Here is an 18,658-nt window from a genome sequence, read left to right as displayed (position 1 = left end):
ATTTTCTTTTAGCGTCCGCTCAGGTCACGCAAAGCAGCCGCTCATCACTACACCTAGGCAGAATTATTCTTGCCCGCTGTCGCTAGCCGAGTCTTCCTCCTGATCGACATAGGCATTGAGGTACGCCGCGATTACGTCGCCATGACAAGGGAGAGGGGCGCAGAAACAACCCAATCGGTATCCGCGAAGTGAAAGCAGGGCTAAACGCCGCTCTGGGTCAGACAAGATATCTGCTTCGAAATGCTCCTTGTACTTTCGAATCACCTCGTCACGACTGGGCCCTTCTGGACCGCGCCCGATTTCATACGGATTCCCCCACCTGGTTCCACGACCGATATAGACATCGAATTCTTCATCGTTCTTCTTATTTCTGACCGTAGTGATCCGCAGTGGGACGATACGCAAATGTTTTTGAAGGAGGCGGGAAAAATAGATGATGTCGGCAAGGTCGCTGCCGCCCCAAAACACGACGACATGCGTGCAGGCGGCAACGAGACTCTTTGCGGCCATCCGTGTCCCAGCACGTTCTATACGGGTCGGTAGACCGCGCTCTTCAAAGTAATTCTGTGCGATGGACAGGTTATCTTGCACGACCACTACCGCTGCGTCAGATAGGCCACCGATAATTCGCTCCATCTTCTCCGCAAAAATTCGAGGGAAGACGAAGCCCTCGGAGAGGGCCACGAGCAGGGTGGTTTTGCTTGATGTAGTCATGAAATGCAGTTAGCAAAGATGCGCTATTCTCAACCTATTGTCCCATCGAGTGTTGAGGTATTCAGCCGCAAGTCGACGATGGCAATGATGTGGCTTGTCTTCGCTGCACAGCATACAACCGCGATCGAACAGGTCGATGTCGAGGTTGCTTTCCACGCGACGTTTTGCAAGCAGTTCAACATATGCGTCGGCGTAGCGATCCCAATCCAGTTCTCTGGCTTGGTAGCGCTTCAACATGTCCTTTTCCGGGGCAAGTTCTCGAAGTTCGACGTACTCGGTTCCCATCAGTTCCGACAGGAAGAATTTCAGGTCGGCCCTCTTAGCAAAACCGGCGAGCTGCGAAATGTTGTTGAGGCGCACGTCCAGCACCGTTCGCACTTCGGCCTTACGCAGCAGGCCGAAAAACTTTTCCGCGGACTTGTTGGTGAATCCAATCGTTGCTACGTCCATATGCTCCTTTCTTCCTTCCGCTCGGCGAGCTGTGATGTGCGGGCTCAGGCTAGCCTGATGACCCCGGCCACCAGTTTGTAACGGTAATAGACTTGGCCGCCGTTCGGGTTAAACGGCATCGCCAGGCTGATGCAGACTAAGCATACGCCGAGGTTGTACGCACCGATTCCACGTGGCTGGAACTCTGCCTTGACGACAGGATCAGTCACAGTCAGCCAATAACGAATGCCGCGATACTCAAATCTTGCCTGTACCTTAGTAGTGCCGACGTGAAAGCCCGCGATCACATCGATTTCCAGTTCCGGCACCCGAACAAGCAGGAGTGAACCCGGCCGGGCGTCGGCGGTCACGTTCGGAATTTCGTCGTTTAGTCCGGCGTACGTATCGCCGGCATTTTCGAACAATGTCTCGGGATTTTCCACCAGGCCAACCATATCGGCCGGCTGGTATTGACCAACTTTAACCCAGCGTTGCGTCGAGTCGACGAGCCAGTTTTCGGTCTGGCAACCGGCTGGTCGATGTTCCACTAAATGCACGTCGAGGATGTCGAGAATATGGGGGGAAGTCCAATCGCCGTAGGCTTGCTCGCTGAATAGAAGTGCATCTTCATCACCCGTACCGATCGGCCTGACCCATCCTCCGAGGACATTGCCCGGAAGTATCTCTCGGCCTGCCACGCAGTGAGCACCACGCTTGGTTGAATTTGCGAAGCAAATGATTCGTTTAGTTACCACCTCAGCCCCATTTCATTTTTTATTGTGCGGAAAATCGTCGCGGGTGAACGTATAATTTTTTGTAAGTGTAGCATTTTCCGCTTCGGCGAGTTCGTGCCGCTTGCTCGGTAAAGAATACACTTTCGTGTTCAGAAATTTGCTCGTTAGAGGCAGCACGTAGGCCTTACGGTGATAGGTATGTCAGACCGGTGCAGGGTCTGCGAACCGTCAAACTTGCTGGGAAGCGGGCGTTAGATGCGCAGTTGCGAAGGTCTCCAAGTGGCCGGGTTAAGGCAGTACCCTGGTAGTTTCTAGCCGGCAAGCGGCCATTGAGCGAACGCTTGCAGGACCTTGGCTATCGAAACTGGATGGCGACCGATCCATGGCTTAAGACCATCAGGTTGCCGTTGGAAAACCGTGCCAACCTTTATTTGCTTTTTCCGCGGATATGAGAATTCGATGGGTCGGTCGGTCCCCAGTCGGATCCTCAAGATAGTTGGATCGCTTCCCATCTTTGGGAGTAAGCCCGCTCATCGCGGCCAGTGGTGGGCGCAGCGCAGCTAAGGGCGACACGCTTAGAGCGTGTCGACGCCATCAGTTCACCGTCGGCGCATCGCCGAGGGCTTCATGGAGCCTCTTCCCACTTGTCTCCAAAACCTCGACTACAGCATCAGACATCTCGCGGAGAGGAGCCTGTCTAATGGCCTCGGCGGCCGTGAGCATCACGCTCGCGCCCTCCATCGAGACGATTGCAAAATTGACGAGTGCGCGCAGCCGTGCAATCTCTTGTTCTTGATCCATGGTCTATCCAAGCAATTGAGCGAAGGGGTTGTCACCATTCTTTTTCCCGCCCCCCGCCACCTTCGATCTGTCAGCGGGCGACATGCCGAACTTTCCGAGCAGGGCCTCCAAGCGAGCCAGCTTAGCGGCCGTGAAGTCCGCCCAATTGACGCGCGAATCGGCTAGCAGCCGCGCGGCGAGCTCGACCGTAATGCGATCAGAGGCTGTGAGTACATCCCGTGGCGCGCCGCTCGCGATGTCGTTCCATGCAGCAAGCTCGGCATCAGAAAAATATGCGGGAGGATCGCCGAGCGGACCAGAAGCGTCGGGCTCTTCACGCCGCCGGTTCGGATTCCGTTTGTACGCGCCGCGTATTTCCAAGACTTTGGCTGGCGTGCGTGGACGCGCCATAACTACCTCTCCCTGCAGATGCGAGCGATGTCGCGCTGTATGAGCCCGTTGACCAGTTGCTCGCACGGGCAGGGCAAGCAAGTTTTTTCAATTTTTTCTGCCTAAATTTTGAGCAAATTCGTCGCAATCAAAAATCACTTCTTATTTTAATCAATCACTTACGTGTAGCAACTCAAACTTGAATTTTGTGGATTTAAAAATCCGGCGGAATGGTCGGTCCCGGTCGGATTCGGCCTAGAAATTCGAAGCCCCCTACCCTCTGTCAACGCACTATGGAGACTCTGAGCAGGCGCTACACGACTCCCGCGCACCCAAAGGCAGGCTGACACGGCAACGTCGAGGACGTCAGCGGGTTGTCGCGCGGAAGTTTCCGCCCTGTGACAGTCGCGACGAATCGAATGCAGTTTGCGATATTCATCGGGGTGCGATGCTACATTCGCTGCTACGTCGGACCTTGTACGTCAAAGTGCTCGTTGTCCGAAGGCAACCGACCGTTTCAACAACCGATTGCCCATGCGAGCGAAAAACGTTTTATGGCGCAATCGGGGAGTTTGTTGCCGATGCTTAAGCCGACGACTGACTCCCCGCGTCGACTTCCGTAGTCGACCCTCACCGGCCCCTCGCAGGGCGATAGGTCGGACGTCGCCTCTTCAAGAGAACGGCCAGTCGCAGATATCAGCTCAGATCGCCCGATACGGGCCTTCGCACTCAACGGAACCGCGCATCACGCATCGCATCTACCAGGCATACGAATACCCTTCCATCGAGGACCCCGGCCACAGTCCGCCGCAGAAAGCGCCCGCGCGCCTTAGCAGGCGCGCAGCGATACACGGCATAGTAAAGTTAGCCAGACATCGCTCGATGAACAAGCCCAACCGTCCGACTACAAGTCTCACGTAGCCGCGCGTTCGGGCACCCTCGCCAACAATGGCCCCAGCCCCTCCGCCACGGTCAAATGAGATATCACGGCGTCACGTAGCTTCTGGTACGGAAGCCCGGCGATCATCGCAGTCTGAATCGCCGCGAGCACTTCGCCTGCTTCCGAGCCGATCATCGTAAAGCCGAGGATGCGGTCGTATTCCGCGCCAACGAGCACTTTCATGAAGCCCTGCGTTTCGTCCGTCGCTTCGGTGCGCAGCACGTTGCTCATCGGTAACGTCGCATGGCGCACAGCGATCCCCGCCCGTTGCGCATCGGTTTCGTTGAGACCAACTCGCGCCAGAGGCGGATCAGTGAAAAGCGTGTACGGAATCAGCCGGTCACCCGTGCTGCGATGTCCGCCTGCCATGTTGTCGCGCACGATCCGGAAATCGTCGACGGAGACATGCGTGAACTGCGGGCTTCCCGCCGCTTCGCCAATCGCCCAGACGTCGTCGGCCGATGTCTGAAGGCGATCGTTCACGCGAATATAGCCGCGCTCGTCGATCTGCACGCCCGCCAGGTCGAGGCCGATATCAACCGTGTTCGGCACGCGTCCCGCCGCGACGAGAATGTCGCTGCCCTCCACGGTATGTTCACCCGAAGGCGTCCGCACGACCACACGTACATGCGTTCCGGAATGACCTTCGACGCGGATTGTCTGCGCGTCGAGTATCACGTCGATGTCTTCCGCCCGGAGGATGCGCAGCATCTCTTCGCCAACGTCCGCGTCCTCTCGGGCCATCAGGCGCGCGCCGCGCTCGACGACCGTCACGCGGCTCCCGAACCGCCGATACGCCTGCGCCATCTCCACGCCGATGTAACCGCCGCCCAACACTATCAGATGCGGCGGCACGCGATCGAGCTCCAGCGCGCCGATGTGCGTCAGTGGGTCGGCCGCCTGCAGGCCGGGCACGACCGGAATCGCGGCGTGCGTGCCGACGTTCACCACGACCTGATTACCGCTGAGCGTACGGGTGCCACCATCGTTGAGCCGCACTTCGATGGTCTTAGGCCCGACGAACCGACCGACGCCCATGATGAGTTCCGCACCGCTCGACGCATACGCCTGCACGTGAAACGCCGCCTCCCGCTCCACCATGCCGCGCTTGCGATCGCGAACCTTTGCCATGTCGACGCTGACCGGTCCCGTCATCGCGCCGAAATCAGCGGCATGCCGCGCCAGATGCGTGACACGCGCGCTCCAGATTTCGTTTTTGCTGGGGAGACAGGCGACGGCGGGACAGGAGCCTCCGACCCATTGCCGCTCGACCACGGCGACACGCTGTCCGGCGCGCGCCAGATGCCACGCCAGAAGTTTGCCGCCCTGGCCGCTGCCGAGAATCAGCGTATCGAACTGTTCAATCTGAGACATGACTTTCTCCAATGTGCTGACGGATGAAATGATCGATCACTCGACGGCCGGAAAATCGACGTCGGTATCGTTGATTCGATTAAACGTGTTGGTGAAGATCGTCATCGCAATCGCGAGCGAGATGTCCGCCAGTTGCGTGTCGCTGTAGCCCGCCGCGCGAATGGCGGCGAGCTCGTCTTCGTCGACCTTACCGCGCGTCGTTTGCAGCGTCCGCACGAAGCGGATCAGCGCATCGCGCTTGATATCGCCCGTCGGCTGGCCGGTGCGAATCTGCTTGAGCGCCGGTGGCGTCAGACCGGCCATCTTGCCAAGCATCACGTGCGCGGCCACGCAGTAGTCACAGCCGGTCAGTTCGCTGATGAGCAGCTTGATGGTCTCCAGATCCTGCTTGCTCAGACTGCTCGACGCTAGCGCGCCTTCGGCGTCCAGCGCGGCATTCAAGGTCACGGGCGCGAGATGACCGAGCGCCGCGAACAGATTCGGCACGCCGCCGCCTGCGATCTTGCGAATCCGCGCGTAAGCATCGGCGGTGTTGCCGGTTGCATCGGAGAGTGCGGGAATAGCGATACGACTCATGGTGAACCTCGTTGGGTGGTGGTCAGGAGCCACCACTTTAGGTTCGCTGGATGAGATTGTTGAGTCGCAAAACATTCAATATCATGCTCGAAAGTATCATACGGAGATGAGCATGGCGCTTTCGATCGACTGGCTTAGCCGTCTGCTCGGCATGATGACCGTGCGCGGTCAACTGGAACTGCGGTGCTCGTATGGCGCGCCGTGGGAAGTCATTTACGCCGATTCGGACGAAGGCGAAATGCCCTATCACATCGTGCTGGGCGGATCGGCCATTCTGGAGACGCCCGGCGCGGGCAAGCCGCAGCCGCTCGGCACCGGGGATATCGTGCTGCTCGCGCACGGATCGGCGCACACGCTTCGCGACGGCAGCGGCGCGCGGCCGAAGCCAGCCCGCCAACGCGCGGTCATGAACCTGACCGTCAGCGAAAACAAGGGCACGGGGGAGCATCTGGACATGCTGTGCGGACGCATCGTGCTCGCGCCGCCGCATGACCGCTTCGTGCGGGCGTATCTGCCCGGACGGCTCGTCGTGCGCACGGCGACGTCGAGAGGCGCGGGACCGGGCGGCGCATCGAATCAGTTGAATGGTCTCGTCGCGCTGATGCGGGCGGAATCGATCGCGGACAATCTCGGTGGCCACGCGATGATGAACGCGCTGTCAGCGGCGCTGTTTGCACTGACCTTACGCGCCAGCACGGAGTCCGACGAAGCCCCCCCCGGGCTACTGGCGCTCGCAGGGGATTCGCGACTGTCCCCGGCGCTGGAGGCGATCTTCACCGAACCAGCGCATGACTGGACGCTGCTCGATCTGGCGGCCTTATGCAATATGTCGCGAGCCACGTTGATCCGTCAGTTTCAGACGAAGGTCGGACGTTCGCCTAGCGATCTGCTGATCCATGTACGCATGGCGCTGGCGGCGAACGAGCTGAAAAAGCCTGGCGTGTCGACCGAAGCCGTGGCCGAGACGGTCGGGTATCAGTCGGTGGCCGCGTTCAGGCGCGCGTTCAGTCAGCAGTTCGGCGTGACGCCTGCGCTCTGGCGGCGCACGCATGCGCAGACGCGGCAGGACTAGACGGGCTGCCGCGCGATACATCGGTAACTTCGCTCGCTACATCGCGAGTTTCAATCCGGCTTCTGGCGCGATGTCGCGGTAGGCGCCAAAGGTCAAGCATCCGTCCAGCCTTTGGCTTCTTTTCTTCAGACCGATTTGACCTCGCCGCCGTCCATGCGCAGCGCGCTGCCGGTCATCCAATTGGCCGCGGGCGAGACGAGGAACGCCATCAACTCCGCGATTTCTTCCGGCGTGCCGTAACGCGCGATGCCGGCTTCTTCGGGGAAACGCGCCGTCGCTTCTTCCACGGTCATGTCGTGCAGGGGCGCCCAGTGCTCGAGATATGAGCGCCGACGGCCGGTCATCACTGGGCCGGGAAGGACGCTATTGACCTGCACGCCATCCGCGATGCCGCGATCGGAAAACGCTTTCGCCAGCGCGACGATTGCCGCGTTGATCGTACCGACGGCCGCATACGGCGCCTTCGGAAACAGCGCGGAATTCCCCGACATCAGCACGACCGATCCGGACGACTGCTTGAGCGACGGCCATGCAGCGACCGTCAGCCTGCGCGCGCCATGAAGCTTCAGGCCGAGGCCGGCGTCCCATTGTTCGTCGGTCATGTCGAACAGGTCGATCTGCGGCACCGCGCCCGCGATATTGAGCAGCGCGTCGATGCGGCCGAACGCGGCGAGCGCTTCGTCGACGACGTGTTGCGCGGCTTCGGGCCGTGCGAGGTCGATGTCGATCTCGATCGTCTTTGCGCCGGCCTTCTGAACCGCGTCGGCGGTCTCTTCGAGATTGGCGCGATTACGTGCGACGAGCACGATCGAATCGAAATCGCGTGCGAGGCGGATCGCCGTCGAGCGCCCGATCCCCTGACTCGCGCCCGTGACAATGGCGGCTTTAGTGGCCATGTGGTTTCTCCCGGCTCAATGAACGACGACCATCTTGCCGTTCGCTTCGTTGGCTTCCATCACCCGATGGGCTTCGTGAATTTCGTTGAACGAGAACACGCGCGAGGGCTTCGCATTGAAACGGCCCGCCGCGATATCCGCTGCAATGGACTGCAGCGGCACATCCGAAAGCGGAAAGCCCGGCGTGCCGAACACGAAGCTGCCGAAGAAGGTCAGATACACGCCGCTCGACATCTGCAGGAGCGGGTTGAAATCCGGGATCGGCACCAGTCCGCCGAGCCAGCCCGCAAGGCACGCGCGCCCGCCGCGCCGGAGCATCGCGAGCGAATCAAGAATCGTACTGTTGCCGACGAGGTCGAGCACGGCATCGATATGGTTCGCTTCCGCGATCCGCTTGCTGAGGTCCGGTCCTTCGAGTTCGACGCGCGACACGCCCATTGCTCCGAGCTTCGCGAAGCGCTCGCGGCTGCGCGTCGTGGCGATTACTTTCGCACCTGCGTTGACGGCGAGATTCACCGCCGCTTGCCCCAAAGACGACGTTGCACCGCGAATCACCACGGTTTGTCCTTCCCTGATTTCAAGGTTGCGGAACAGGGTCGTCCACGCCGTCGCATAGCTTTCGGGAATCGCCGCGAGTTCGGCCCATGGCAGATCGGATTCGATCAGCGCGACATTCGACGCCGGCGCGCGCGTGAACTGCGCATAGCTGCCGTTGATGGTGCGCCCGAGCCCGCCCATCAGCGCGGCCACTTTCGCGCCGACGGGAAACTCGCCGCCCGGACACGACTTCACGATGCCCACGCATTCGATGCCGCTCACCTTCGCCGCTTCGGCCCATTCGCCGCGCCGCATGTGCATCTCGGCGTGATTAATGCCGAATGCCTTGATCTCGATGACGACATGCCCTTCCAGCGGTTCTGGCTCCGGAATCTCTGCATAGACGAGGCTGTCGAGACCGCCGAACTTTTCGAGGACGATTGCACGCATGATGTTCTCCTTTGGTAGATGAACGCGGTAATGTGACCGCGCTTTAGTCAGCGAGGAATTCGTTGATGGCTGCCGCGATCTGCGCCGCGTGCGTTTCGAGCGCGAAGTGGCCCGTGTCGAAGAAGCGCACATCCGCATGCGGAATGTCGCGCTTAAATGCTTCCGCGCCCGGCGGCAGGAAAAACGGATCGTTCTTGCCCCACACGCCGAGGAATTTCGGTTGATGCTCGCGGAAGTACGCCTGGAACGCAGGATAGAGCGCGACATTGCTGCCGTAATCGCCGAACAGATCGAGCTGCACTTCGTGCGCGCCGGGACGGTTCATGTAGTAGTCGTCGAGCGAGTAGCCGTCGGGCGAAACAGCAGACTCGTCAGGCACGCCGTACGTGTATTGCCACTTCGTCGTTTCCTTCGTGAGGAACGGGCGCAGTGCATCGCGATTGGCCTGCGTCTGCTCCTGCCAGTAGGCGCGGATCGGATTCCAGCCGTCGCTCAGTCCTTCCTCATACGCGTTGCCGTTCTGCGAAACGATGGCCGTGATGCGCTCCGGATGCTTCAGCGCGAGGCGGAAGCCCGTCGGCGCGCCGTAATCGAAGACATAGACGGCGTAACGGTCGAAGCCGATCACTTCTGTAAAGCGGTCGATGACGCCGGCGATGTTCGCGAAGGTGTACGCAAAGCTGTCGCGGCTCGGCATGTCGGAGAGACCAAAGCCCGGAAGGTCCGGCGCGACGATATGAAAGCGGTCGGCCAGCAGCGGAATCAGGTCGCGAAACATGTGGCTCGAACTCGGAAAGCCGTGCAGCAAAAGTAGCTTCGGCGCGTCTGCAGCACCGGCTTCGCGATAGAACACATTGAAGCCGTCGACGTCGATATGGCGATGAGCAATAGCGGACATGGTCGTTTCTCCCGGGGTGAGGTGGTTTCGTTGAGTAACTGCTAAAATCGTTTTAGGGAGGTTACAAAGTGTCGACGTAACTTGTCAAGACGTTTTTTAGCGGTTACGATTAAGTCATCGTAGAAACACGCCTGGCTAAAAAAATGGAATACCGCTCACTTCCCGCGATCTTCGTGGCCGATGCGCCCGGCCTCGATTTCCTCAACTCGATCGCGACGCCGGTCGACGAACCCGTCGACTGGATCGCGGACGGCGAAGGCCTTCTGTCATGGCTCGAACAGGCGCAACTGGTGCCCGCCGAGGTGCTTGCGCACATGCGTTCGCAAACCGCGCCCGCCGAGCTGGACGAGATCGCGGCCAAGGCGCGCGGCCTGCGCGAATGGTTCAGATCGTTCGTGCAGGAGAGAAAGGGGCGGCCGCTCGCGACGAAGGACCTGAGCGAACTCGAAGCGTTGAATGGCGTGCTACAGCGCGACGAACAGCACGGCGCGATCGTCGACGAGGGGAGCACGCCGAGCGGCCTTGCATTCAAGATGCAACGCCGCTACACGACGCCCGAGTCGCTGCTGATGCCGATCGTCGAGACGCTGGCGAAGCTCGTGTGCGAACAGGACTTCACGTACGTCAAGGCGTGCGAGGGCCCGAAGTGCACGTTGCTGTTTGCCGATCACACGCGTGGGCATGCGCGCCGCTGGTGCAGCATGGCCATCTGCGGGAATCGCGCGAAGGTGGCTGCGCACCGCGCGCGGCTCAGGATAGGAAAGGGCGGTTGAGCCTTAGCGTTCGATCCGGATGTTCAATGGAGGGAAAGAGCATGAATCACATCAAGGCGATTGCGTTAGATCTCTACGGCACGCTGTTCGACGTGCATTCGGTCATCGATCAGTGCGAGCAGCGGTATCCGGGACGCGGGCGCGAGATTAGCAGGATCTGGCGGCAGAAGCAGCTGGAATATACGTGGTTGCGCAGCCTCATGAATCGCTACGTTACCTTCGAGCATGCGACGGAAGATGCTTTGCGCTATACGGCGCAGCATCTGAAACTCGACCTGGACGACGACACGCAGGCGGCACTTTGCGACGCGTATCTGAAGCTGCGGCCCTTTCCCGAAGTCCCGGAGGCGCTCTTGCGGCTCAGGGAGCGCGGCCTCGGGCTCGCGATTCTCTCGAACGGCTCGCCGCATTCCATCGGCTCCGTGGTCGGCCATGCGGGATTGCGCGATCGATTTGATCATCTGCTGAGCGTCGATCCAGTGCGCATCTACAAACCGCACGATCGCGCCTACGAACTTGCTGAATCGGCATTCGGTCTTTCGCGCGCGTCGATTCTCTTCGTCTCGTCGAATGCTTGGGACGCGACCGGCGCGCGGCATTTCGGCTTCCCGACTGCGTGGGTCAATCGCAGCGACAATACGTTCGAGGAAATGGGGCAACGGCCGGACTGGGAACTGTCCGGCCTCGATGCGTTGCTCTATCTCTTTGACAAGGCGTAATCAGGCTCGGTCGCGCGTTGCTTGCGTCATCACCGCGGCGAAGTTCGCTGTCTCAGATTCGCTCATAAGTCCTTTTGGTCGGTGAACCGTGGCACAAGCACCAAACACAGGAGTCGCTACGTTACCCGTCACTCCGAGCGTCTTTGACCGCTTCCGGTTCCTCATTATGCTCACTCGGCGACGCCCCGCGATGAAGCGAGCACGTGGCGGTCGCGCATCGTCCAAGTATGCCGTGTGCGGAGCGCCTCCCCACGCACGTTTCTTGTCGCACATGCTATTTTCACCCTTCGTGCTAAGAGAACAAAAGGCCCTATGCCAATCGCTTTTCTTCGTGGTCTGACTTCACCGGACCGAACCGATCAAGGGAATCGGCGGCTTGGCTGTACCCTGAGCTTTGTGGCCGGGGCGACGAATGCGGGGGGATTTCTAGCCGTTGGACAGTACACGTCTCACATGTCCGGTTTGGTGTCCTCGATCGGCGATAATGCCGTACTCGGTCAAACTACACTCGTCCTATCAGCTGCATGCGCTCTGACGTCCTTCGTTTCGGGCTCGGCGACGGCGGCGATCCTTATCAACTGGGGACGCCTGCGCCTCGTCAGTAGCATTTATGCGACGCCGCTGCTGCTCGAGGCCGCGCTTCTTGTCGCCTTTGCGCTAGTCGGATCACATCTTTTGACACACAGGATGCTGGACACTTCCCTCACCGTGGCCCTCCTCTGTTACGTCATGGGACTGCAGAACGCCATGATTACGAAGATCTCGAAAGCTGAAATCCGCACCACGCACGTGACCGGACTCATTACCGATATCGGCATTGAAATTGGTAAAGGGTTGTACTGGAATCGGGGCCGTACCTCGGATCGATCACACTATGTTCGTGCCAACCGCCCGCGACTTTACTTGCTGAGCTCTTTGCTAGCCATGTTTGTGCTGGGCGGCTTTGCGGGAGCGATCGGTTTCTCGCATTTCGGCTTTCTCGCAGCGCTTCCTCTAGCGAGCCTACTGATAATGCTCACACTGGTGCCGGTCATCGACGATATTGGCGCAATCCGGCGGCGCGGCCGTCCTTGATCCCCAAGCAAAATGCAAGAGACCGGCGTCTGCGAAGAGCTACACGCCCCGCGACCGCCTCATTGGACAACCTGCAGTCCAGCGCTACGGCCCCTCACACGTCCAAAAGACCTGAAACATTCGGGTCTACGCGTCTTCTGCCCAGTAGATTTGAGCTGTGAAAACGTCGCGCGCCAGCTCGTGATACTCCTGCGCGAAGAGACTGGTTGCTCCGCTTTAGCCGCCCACCTTTGCTGCACGCCGCCTGGCATCCATCATTCCGCCGTCGTGAGCGTCGTTTTCCGTCTCGAAACGAAGCGCGCTATTGTGCTGCTTTTCGATGATCTCCCGCCCGTTGTGGTGGACCTCGACCACCGCGTAGGTGTAACCACCGCCGCGCAAGGGTTGGACGGCAATATGAAATTCGAGGTCACCCACTCTGATCGGATCGCTTGTCATAGCAGCCTCCGGATGTGAGCCCAGATTGTAGCAACGGCGCCGCGTTGTGCCACTTCTTGGCCGGACGTCTCATACTTGCAGCTCTAGATTCCGCAAGGGAGACGTGTCATGGACCTCAGCGATGAAAAAGCATTCCTGGTCAAGGCTGATATTGACATCGAACAAGCCCACAGGCGAATCTTCCGACAAAGCGAGATCGTCAACGAGCTCCAACAGGACGGTCACGACACGAAAAGCGCCATCACGCTACTGGCAACGCTTCAGGAAACTCTAAACGCAATGATTGAACATCGACGGCTCATCATTGAGCATATCGAGCGACTTGAGCGCGAAGAAAAGGGTCCGTCACGATGACGACCAATGTTCTATACGGCCCACGCGTGGCCGCCAGGACGAGACTGCCCCTGCGAGACTGCCCCTGCTTTAGTCTACCGTCGCTCGTCGGTTCCTAGAGTGGCGCGAGCCCGTGTCAGGGGCATGAGCGAGCGTTTCAAACACAGCAGAACCAGTCGCGAGTGCTCCGGCGATTGTGCCTCACGGGCCTGACCTGGCAGCCGCTCGGTTTGCGCCTCAATCTGGCGATGACACTCAGCGATCTGCGCATCTATTAGTTCGGAGTTCATTTGCTGGCTCACGCTGTTTAGTCCGATGCGGTTGCTCAAGCATAGCTAGCACCATGCCACAGTTGGACGACCGACAGAGAAGGCGAGTTCGTGGGTGACGCGCGCTTTAAAGTCCGGGGCACTAAGACCATAAAACGCTTCGCCGCAAGGACAGGCAAAATTTCAACCGCTGCAAAGTGCCGTTCGAATGGCGCGGGAAGGTTTCCGGCAAATTTTTGCGGCGCGCCGCACCCTCATCAGGAAGCTGAAATGCTGCGTTTGAGGGCCCGTCAAACCCGTCGCGGTCCACCACACGCGAACCAAATCAACTCTGAGGCCGTCCAGCCGTGGAACTGCATGCGCTCGTCGTCGGCGAGCAAGGCATCCAGACTCCTTATAAAAGCGGCGCAATGCGCCACGTTGCCACCGTCGAACGGAGCACCGAAGGATGCTGCGACCGTGATTTCCGCCGCGCCCTTTACGGATTCGTAAAATTGTCGGGCTTCGAGGGGTCCATGGAAATATTTCATGTCCCGCATATCGGCAGATCGCGCTCGGCCTTTAGGAGCGCGGACTCAACGATTGCTCGTTCGGTCCGTATTGCCTGCTCATCCCTAACCAAGCGATACAGAGGTGATTACAGTGGGCATATTGGCCGAGATCAAGCGGATCTAGTTCCGCGAGAAGATCTCGCGGCGCGAGATCGCGAGGCGCACGGGCCCGTTCCGAAACACTGTACAGCGGCCTGCGTCCGACGAGTGCCGTCAAGCCGAAGTGTCCAAAGCTGCGTCAGTCCGAGCGTTATTGATGACCGGGGGCGCTGCTGATTGGTTGGCTCCGCGTTGACAGTCAACGGCCGGAGTGCAACCGCCGCACCGCGCGGCGGTTGCTGTAGGAAGCGATCCGCGGCGAAGGAAATGCGGCAGCTACGGTTACATCCATACGTTGTTCCGCGTTGGCACGCGGAGCAGCCCGAAATGCCACGAAGCTCCATCAAATTTCCGGCATCGCGGTGATGTTTCAGAACCGCAATGAACGAGATACTTGATGCGCAGGAGGAGTCCTGATGTGTGCCGTCGACTGCACAGCGTCAGCCCTCTATTCTGAGCGCAAGGCGAATGAAGCGTAGGAATTCCTCAACACGGACTGGCTTTTCAACGACGAAATCGACAAGGCCCTTGGTATCAATATTACGCGCAGCCGACCAGAGAAGGATTGTCACCCCATCGAATACAACATCTGCGCGGATGGCGCGGCAGAATTCAATCCCGTTCATTCCAGGCATCATATAGTCGCAAACGATAATGTCCGGTAAATGCGACCGTGCCTTAGCTAGTCCATCCCGCCCACTCGGCGCAGTGGTTACTGCCATAGCCTCCATGTCGAGCATCATCGACCACGCAGTCAGGACGTCTGGCTCATCGTCCACGAGCAGTATTCTGATAGATCGGCCGTCAGCTGTCGGACTTGGAAACACAGAAACCTCGTACTGAAGCGTTGGTTTCTGAACCGCGCAATGTTCATGCCGAAAGCCTGTCAAGAGTTCCTCCATTTAATCGATGGTGATTTCGTGAGATGAGTAGGCGCGTTCATTTTCTGAAACAAACATCTACGGTCGTAAATCGCCAGCCTTTTAAGCCGCGGTAATCAGGGGCGCTGCCTTACTGAAGCGAGGCAAATGGCAGCGTTCATCTTCGAAGCGGACGCTGCGAATACCGTGGACGCGAAGCGTCCATGGGGCACCTTGAGACTCTCGCGGTGGACTCGCGATTCGCTCTTCCCAACGCCGCAGGCGCAACGTGGATTCACGACGCCTGCGAGTATGTCGCTCGTGATGAGTCAGGTGCCTTCGATAGGGCGTTCTCAGTGCCACCCCCGAGTGCGACAAGCAGTGCGGCTCGGTTGATCAGCCGACTGAAGCGATTTTGAGTAAGGGCCTCGTGCGCCTCTCGCAAGGACTGCTGGCTTCGCAACCACGGCTGTGCGTCCGTTTCACCGGCATCGAATCGCACCTCGGCGAGGCGCACCGCTTGGCGAGACTTTTCAAACTGCTCCTGCAGCTGAGCCTGCTCACGTTCAAGCTGAGCAGTAGCCGTCAACCTGTCTTCGACCTGCGCGAGAGCAACATAGATTGTCTTGCGAAATACGAGCGCGGCTTCTTGAAATTCCGATTGCGAAACTCTGATTCTCAGTTGCGTTCGGTTCCATTCGACAAAGGGCAACGCAATCGCTACCCCTGCGTTGGCCACGGGGTTGGCCAAGAAGCGCGCGAGGCTTGCGCTTGATTCACCCATCGAACCCGTGAGCGTGAGAGACGGATACAAGCTGGCACGGGCAACATCGACATCCGCTAGCGTCTTCCGCAGTCGCCATTCCGCTTCACGCACGTCAGCGCGACGGTGGATAACGTCTGCTGGCATGCCTGCAGCTACCGGCCAGAGGGACTGGCGGACTAGTCGACCCGGGATGTCAACCGCCGCTTCGGGCGGACCGCCCAACAAGATCGCAAGCGCGTTCCGATTCTCCACCAGCTCCTTATCAAGTCGCTCAATGGTCGTGTTGACGGCAATCGCGTTCTGCTGAGCTTGGACAACGTCGATCTTGGAAACGCTTCCAGCCTCGTATCGTGCCTGCACCATCGCTAAAGTCCGCTTGGCGTAAGCTAACCGATCTTTCGCAAGAGTCATGCACTCGTTGAGCAAACCCAGCTTCCAGTACTTCTCCAAAGTTTCGCTAATTATCTTAAGTCGGACCCATTCCTTGTCACTTTCCACAGCCTTCACATTCAAGTTTGCTGAGTCACGCTCCGCTGCTAGCCTCCCGCCAATGTCTAAGTCGTAACCCAGCGTCGCGGTCACGTCTCCTCCGCGCGAACGCATACGGCCCATCGTGAAAGACTCCGTGCCCCAACGAACGCTGCCGCCTAATCTGACGTCCGGTGTCAAATTAGTCGACGTGGATGCCGCCATCAATCGCGCTTCACGCAGGCGGTTAGCCGCTATCAGCAGATCAGTGTTAGATGCTAGGACACGGCGAACTAGCCGATCGAGGCCGTCATCGCCGAACTCCTGCCACCAATCAGCCGCGACAAACGCTCCATCGACCGCAGTTGGAGCATTCCATTTTGCTGGGAGCTCTGCGGGCGGGACCCATGGCGTTTGGTTCACGGCACATCCACCCACAAGAATGGCAATACTCAAAAAAGAAGCCCTCCTAGACCATTCGCAAAGTCTCATCAGCTGGCCATCAATCATGTGCAAGTGCATCGATAGGGTCGAGCCGAGCAGCACGACGAGCCGGCATCAAACCGAAAACAACGCCAACAAGCGTCGAGGACGCGAATGCTGTCGCGGCGGTGATCGGGGATTGCAACATCTTCCAGTCATTGGCAAGGTAGGAGACACATTCACTCAATCCGAGAGACAGAACCAGACCTATCAATCCGCCCGAAACACACAGAAATACAGCCTCAGCGAGGAACTGCTGCAATATATCGTTTCGGCGAGCTCCTACCGCTATGCGGATCCCGATTTCCCGGGTGCGCTCTTTGATTGAGACTAGCATCATGTTCATAACGCCAATTCCTCCTACAGCAAGCGTTGTGATCGCGACAAAAATCATCAAAATGCTCATGATGTGCTCCGTCTTATTAAAAACCTTTGCGAAACTGTTAGCGTTGAACGTAGAGAAGTCTTTACGACCATGACGCTGCACAAGAACATCGCTAAGACGTGCTTCCGCATCGTCAGTATGTTGGCCGTTCCGCACACGGACCACTATTCGATCAGGAAGTTGACGCCCAATTATTCGAGTGTTGGCGGCAAGAATTGGTATCCAGACGTTTAATTCGTTCGGGTCAGAGAACACGCCGCCCTTCTCCTCAACGATTCCAATTACTCGAGCTGGTACATTGTTGATTAAGATCACACTGCCAATGGCTTCTCCGTACCGACCGAACAACTTTTTTTGCGCTCGATCACTGATGACTGCCATCTGAGAATTTTTTTCGGCCGCGCTCTCACTGAACCCAGTGCCTTTCAGAAAGCTCAAGCCCCGAACTCGAAAATAATCCTTATTGACACCTCGGAGTTCTCCGCGGGCGTGAGCGCCGTCATGCTGTAGCAGGACCGACTGCTCAATCTCGGGAGAAACGCTATCGACGTCGTTTTGCATCGATAAGAGATCTACATCTGCAAGCGTCAAAGATTTTTTCGAGGATGCGTCTGTGTTGTTTGAGTCCACGCCTGGCCAAAACGTGATCGTGTTTGTCCCCAACGACCGGATCATGTCCAGTGTGCGTTTCTGTGCACCCATGCTTAGCGCAACAATCGACACTACCGCCGCCACGCCTATCACGATTCCGAGCATGGTGAGGGCACTACGCAGCCGATTCTTCGCTAAACTTTTTAAAGCAATCCCGATGCTAGCCTGCAGACAAGCAGCAGAAATTCTTCGAGACCCAACGTGGCAAGAGGGAGCATCAGCAGTCGGCTCAGCTCTTTCCGCCGTGATCGCCGAAATCGTACAATCCGAATTTTCAGACGATGATCTGCCGGCGCAGATCGCCGTTGCCTTGCGCGTCACCTTGTCATCAACAATGGCGCCTTCTTCAATCTTTACGATTCGATGCGCGTGCTCGGCGACTTGTTCGTCATGAGTGACCATGATCACGGTGTGACCCTGACGATTGAGTGCGTTGAATATGTCCATCACCTCGTGCGCGCTCTTTGCGTCCAACGCACCCGTGGGTTCATCAGCCAAGAGTACGGCTCCGCCGTTCATTAGAGCTCGCGCGATACTCACTCGCTGCTGCTGACCACCCGAAAGCTGATTCGGACGATGCGCGGTCCGATGACCTAAGCCGAGGCGAATCAAAAGGTCTCCGGCCCGCGACCGTCTAACGACGGAAGGAGTTCCCGCGTAGACGGCTGGCACTTCGACGTTCTCCAACGCATTCAATTGGGGAAGAAGGTTGTATCGCTGAAAGATAAAGCCGAAATATTCTCGCCGGAGCAGTGCTAACCTTTCACTATCTGTATCAAGGACACTTTGACCGTCCAGCCTGTAAGTGCCGGCACTTGGACGCGAGAGGCATCCGATGATATTCAACAGCGATGTCTTTCCCGATCCAGACGTCCCTACAATTGCGACAAACTCCCCCGGATGGATCGATAGATTTATGCCGTCTAGGATGACGACGCGCTCATCACCGGCTGAGTAGCTGCGGGTGATGTTGATAAGCTCAATAAGAGGCTCTGACAT

Annotated in this window: 20 protein-coding genes; 5 read left to right on the top strand and 15 right to left on the bottom strand. The window is 58.4% G+C overall.

Annotation, left to right across the window (positions count from 1 at the left end; genetic code table 11):
* Positions 1-63 precede the first annotated feature (63 nt).
* From QCE88_RS01550 to QCE88_RS01520, 7 genes are all read right to left on the bottom strand, one after another.
* Entirely contained in the window at positions 64-714 is a 651-nt protein-coding gene (locus tag QCE88_RS01550; protein WP_309898599.1) for a DUF4326 domain-containing protein, read from the bottom strand.
* A gap of 9 nt (positions 715-723) precedes the next feature.
* Positions 724-1,164: a DUF488 domain-containing protein gene (locus tag QCE88_RS01545; protein WP_309898597.1), complete on the bottom strand. Its 441-nt coding sequence runs from the start codon at positions 1,162-1,164 to the stop codon at positions 724-726.
* A 44-nt stretch (positions 1,165-1,208) separates the two neighbouring features.
* On the bottom strand, positions 1,209-1,898 hold the full coding sequence (locus QCE88_RS01540) for a dual OB domain-containing protein (protein ID WP_409018012.1): 690 nt from the start codon (positions 1,896-1,898) through the stop codon (positions 1,209-1,211).
* Between the two features lie 573 nt (positions 1,899-2,471).
* Positions 2,472-2,678 (bottom strand): hypothetical protein, encoded by a 207-nt coding sequence (locus QCE88_RS01535; protein WP_309898594.1) that lies wholly within the window; start codon positions 2,676-2,678, stop codon positions 2,472-2,474.
* Between the two features lie 3 nt (positions 2,679-2,681).
* Positions 2,682-3,068 (bottom strand): hypothetical protein, encoded by a 387-nt coding sequence (locus QCE88_RS01530; RefSeq protein WP_309898592.1) that lies wholly within the window; start codon positions 3,066-3,068, stop codon positions 2,682-2,684.
* Between the two features lie 892 nt (positions 3,069-3,960).
* Positions 3,961-5,361, bottom strand: coding sequence for an FAD-dependent oxidoreductase (locus QCE88_RS01525; RefSeq protein WP_309898590.1), 1,401 nt, complete (start codon positions 5,359-5,361; stop codon positions 3,961-3,963).
* A gap of 36 nt (positions 5,362-5,397) precedes the next feature.
* A complete protein-coding gene (locus tag QCE88_RS01520; RefSeq protein WP_309898588.1) occupies positions 5,398-5,937 on the bottom strand; it encodes a carboxymuconolactone decarboxylase family protein in 540 nt (179 codons plus the stop codon).
* A 112-nt stretch (positions 5,938-6,049) separates the two neighbouring features.
* On the opposite strand from QCE88_RS01520, the gene QCE88_RS01515 reads away from it, so the two are divergent.
* The gene (locus QCE88_RS01515) at positions 6,050-7,009 is read left to right on the top strand and encodes an AraC family transcriptional regulator (protein ID WP_309898585.1); all 960 of its coding nucleotides are present in this window, start codon (positions 6,050-6,052) and stop codon (positions 7,007-7,009) included.
* Between the two features lie 125 nt (positions 7,010-7,134).
* Here the strand turns inward: QCE88_RS01515 and QCE88_RS01510 are convergent, their stop codons facing one another.
* Genes QCE88_RS01510 through QCE88_RS01500 form a run of 3 tightly spaced genes read right to left on the bottom strand, consistent with a single transcriptional unit; the run spans position 7,135 to position 9,790 of the window.
* Entirely contained in the window at positions 7,135-7,905 is a 771-nt protein-coding gene (locus tag QCE88_RS01510; protein WP_309898583.1) for an SDR family oxidoreductase, read from the bottom strand.
* Between the two features lie 15 nt (positions 7,906-7,920).
* Entirely contained in the window at positions 7,921-8,892 is a 972-nt protein-coding gene (locus QCE88_RS01505; RefSeq protein ID WP_309898581.1) for a zinc-binding alcohol dehydrogenase family protein, read from the bottom strand.
* Between the two features lie 43 nt (positions 8,893-8,935).
* Complete coding sequence (locus tag QCE88_RS01500; protein WP_309898579.1) at positions 8,936-9,790, bottom strand: alpha/beta hydrolase; 855 nt, start codon at positions 9,788-9,790, stop codon at positions 8,936-8,938.
* Between the two features lie 143 nt (positions 9,791-9,933).
* On the opposite strand from QCE88_RS01500, the gene QCE88_RS01495 reads away from it, so the two are divergent.
* From QCE88_RS01495 to QCE88_RS01485, 3 genes are all read left to right on the top strand, one after another.
* On the top strand, positions 9,934-10,563 hold the full coding sequence (locus QCE88_RS01495; protein WP_309898577.1) for an ABATE domain-containing protein: 630 nt from the start codon (positions 9,934-9,936) through the stop codon (positions 10,561-10,563).
* Positions 10,564-10,604: 41 nt separating this feature from the next.
* The gene (locus QCE88_RS01490) at positions 10,605-11,282 is read left to right on the top strand and encodes a haloacid dehalogenase type II (protein WP_309898575.1); all 678 of its coding nucleotides are present in this window, start codon (positions 10,605-10,607) and stop codon (positions 11,280-11,282) included.
* Between the two features lie 312 nt (positions 11,283-11,594).
* The gene (locus QCE88_RS01485) at positions 11,595-12,356 is read left to right on the top strand and encodes a YoaK family protein (protein ID WP_309898573.1); all 762 of its coding nucleotides are present in this window, start codon (positions 11,595-11,597) and stop codon (positions 12,354-12,356) included.
* A gap of 216 nt (positions 12,357-12,572) precedes the next feature.
* On the opposite strand, the gene QCE88_RS01480 is transcribed toward QCE88_RS01485, so the two are convergent.
* Positions 12,573-12,794, bottom strand: a complete 222-nt coding sequence (locus tag QCE88_RS01480; protein WP_309898571.1) for a hypothetical protein — start codon at positions 12,792-12,794, stop codon at positions 12,573-12,575.
* 108 nt (positions 12,795-12,902) lie between these two features.
* Here QCE88_RS01480 and QCE88_RS01475 point away from each other — a divergent pair, with 108 nt between their 5' ends.
* A complete protein-coding gene (locus QCE88_RS01475) occupies positions 12,903-13,148 on the top strand; it encodes a hypothetical protein (protein WP_309898570.1) in 246 nt (81 codons plus the stop codon).
* 538 nt (positions 13,149-13,686) lie between these two features.
* Here the strand turns inward: QCE88_RS01475 and QCE88_RS01470 are convergent.
* The 4 genes from QCE88_RS01470 to QCE88_RS01455 all read right to left on the bottom strand — a co-directional run bounded on the left by QCE88_RS01470 (position 13,687) and on the right by QCE88_RS01455 (position 18,658).
* Positions 13,687-13,926 carry a hypothetical protein gene (locus QCE88_RS01470; protein ID WP_309898568.1) on the bottom strand — a complete coding sequence of 80 codons (240 nt, stop codon included), beginning with the start codon at positions 13,924-13,926 and terminating at the stop codon, positions 13,687-13,689.
* A 560-nt stretch (positions 13,927-14,486) separates the two neighbouring features.
* Entirely contained in the window at positions 14,487-14,825 is a 339-nt protein-coding gene (locus QCE88_RS01465) for a response regulator (RefSeq protein WP_309898566.1), read from the bottom strand.
* 376 nt (positions 14,826-15,201) lie between these two features.
* The gene (locus tag QCE88_RS01460; RefSeq protein WP_309898564.1) at positions 15,202-16,650 is read right to left on the bottom strand and encodes an efflux transporter outer membrane subunit; all 1,449 of its coding nucleotides are present in this window, start codon (positions 16,648-16,650) and stop codon (positions 15,202-15,204) included.
* On the bottom strand, positions 16,643-18,658 hold the full coding sequence (locus QCE88_RS01455) for a MacB family efflux pump subunit (RefSeq protein WP_309898562.1): 2,016 nt from the start codon (positions 18,656-18,658) through the stop codon (positions 16,643-16,645). The genes QCE88_RS01460 and QCE88_RS01455 overlap by 8 nt, the downstream gene beginning before the upstream one ends.

The sequence above is a fragment of the Caballeronia sp. LZ035 genome (genome assembly GCF_031451175.1).
Lineage (GTDB): Bacteria > Pseudomonadota > Gammaproteobacteria > Burkholderiales > Burkholderiaceae > Caballeronia.
This window is presented reverse-complemented; position numbering and strand designations above follow the sequence as displayed.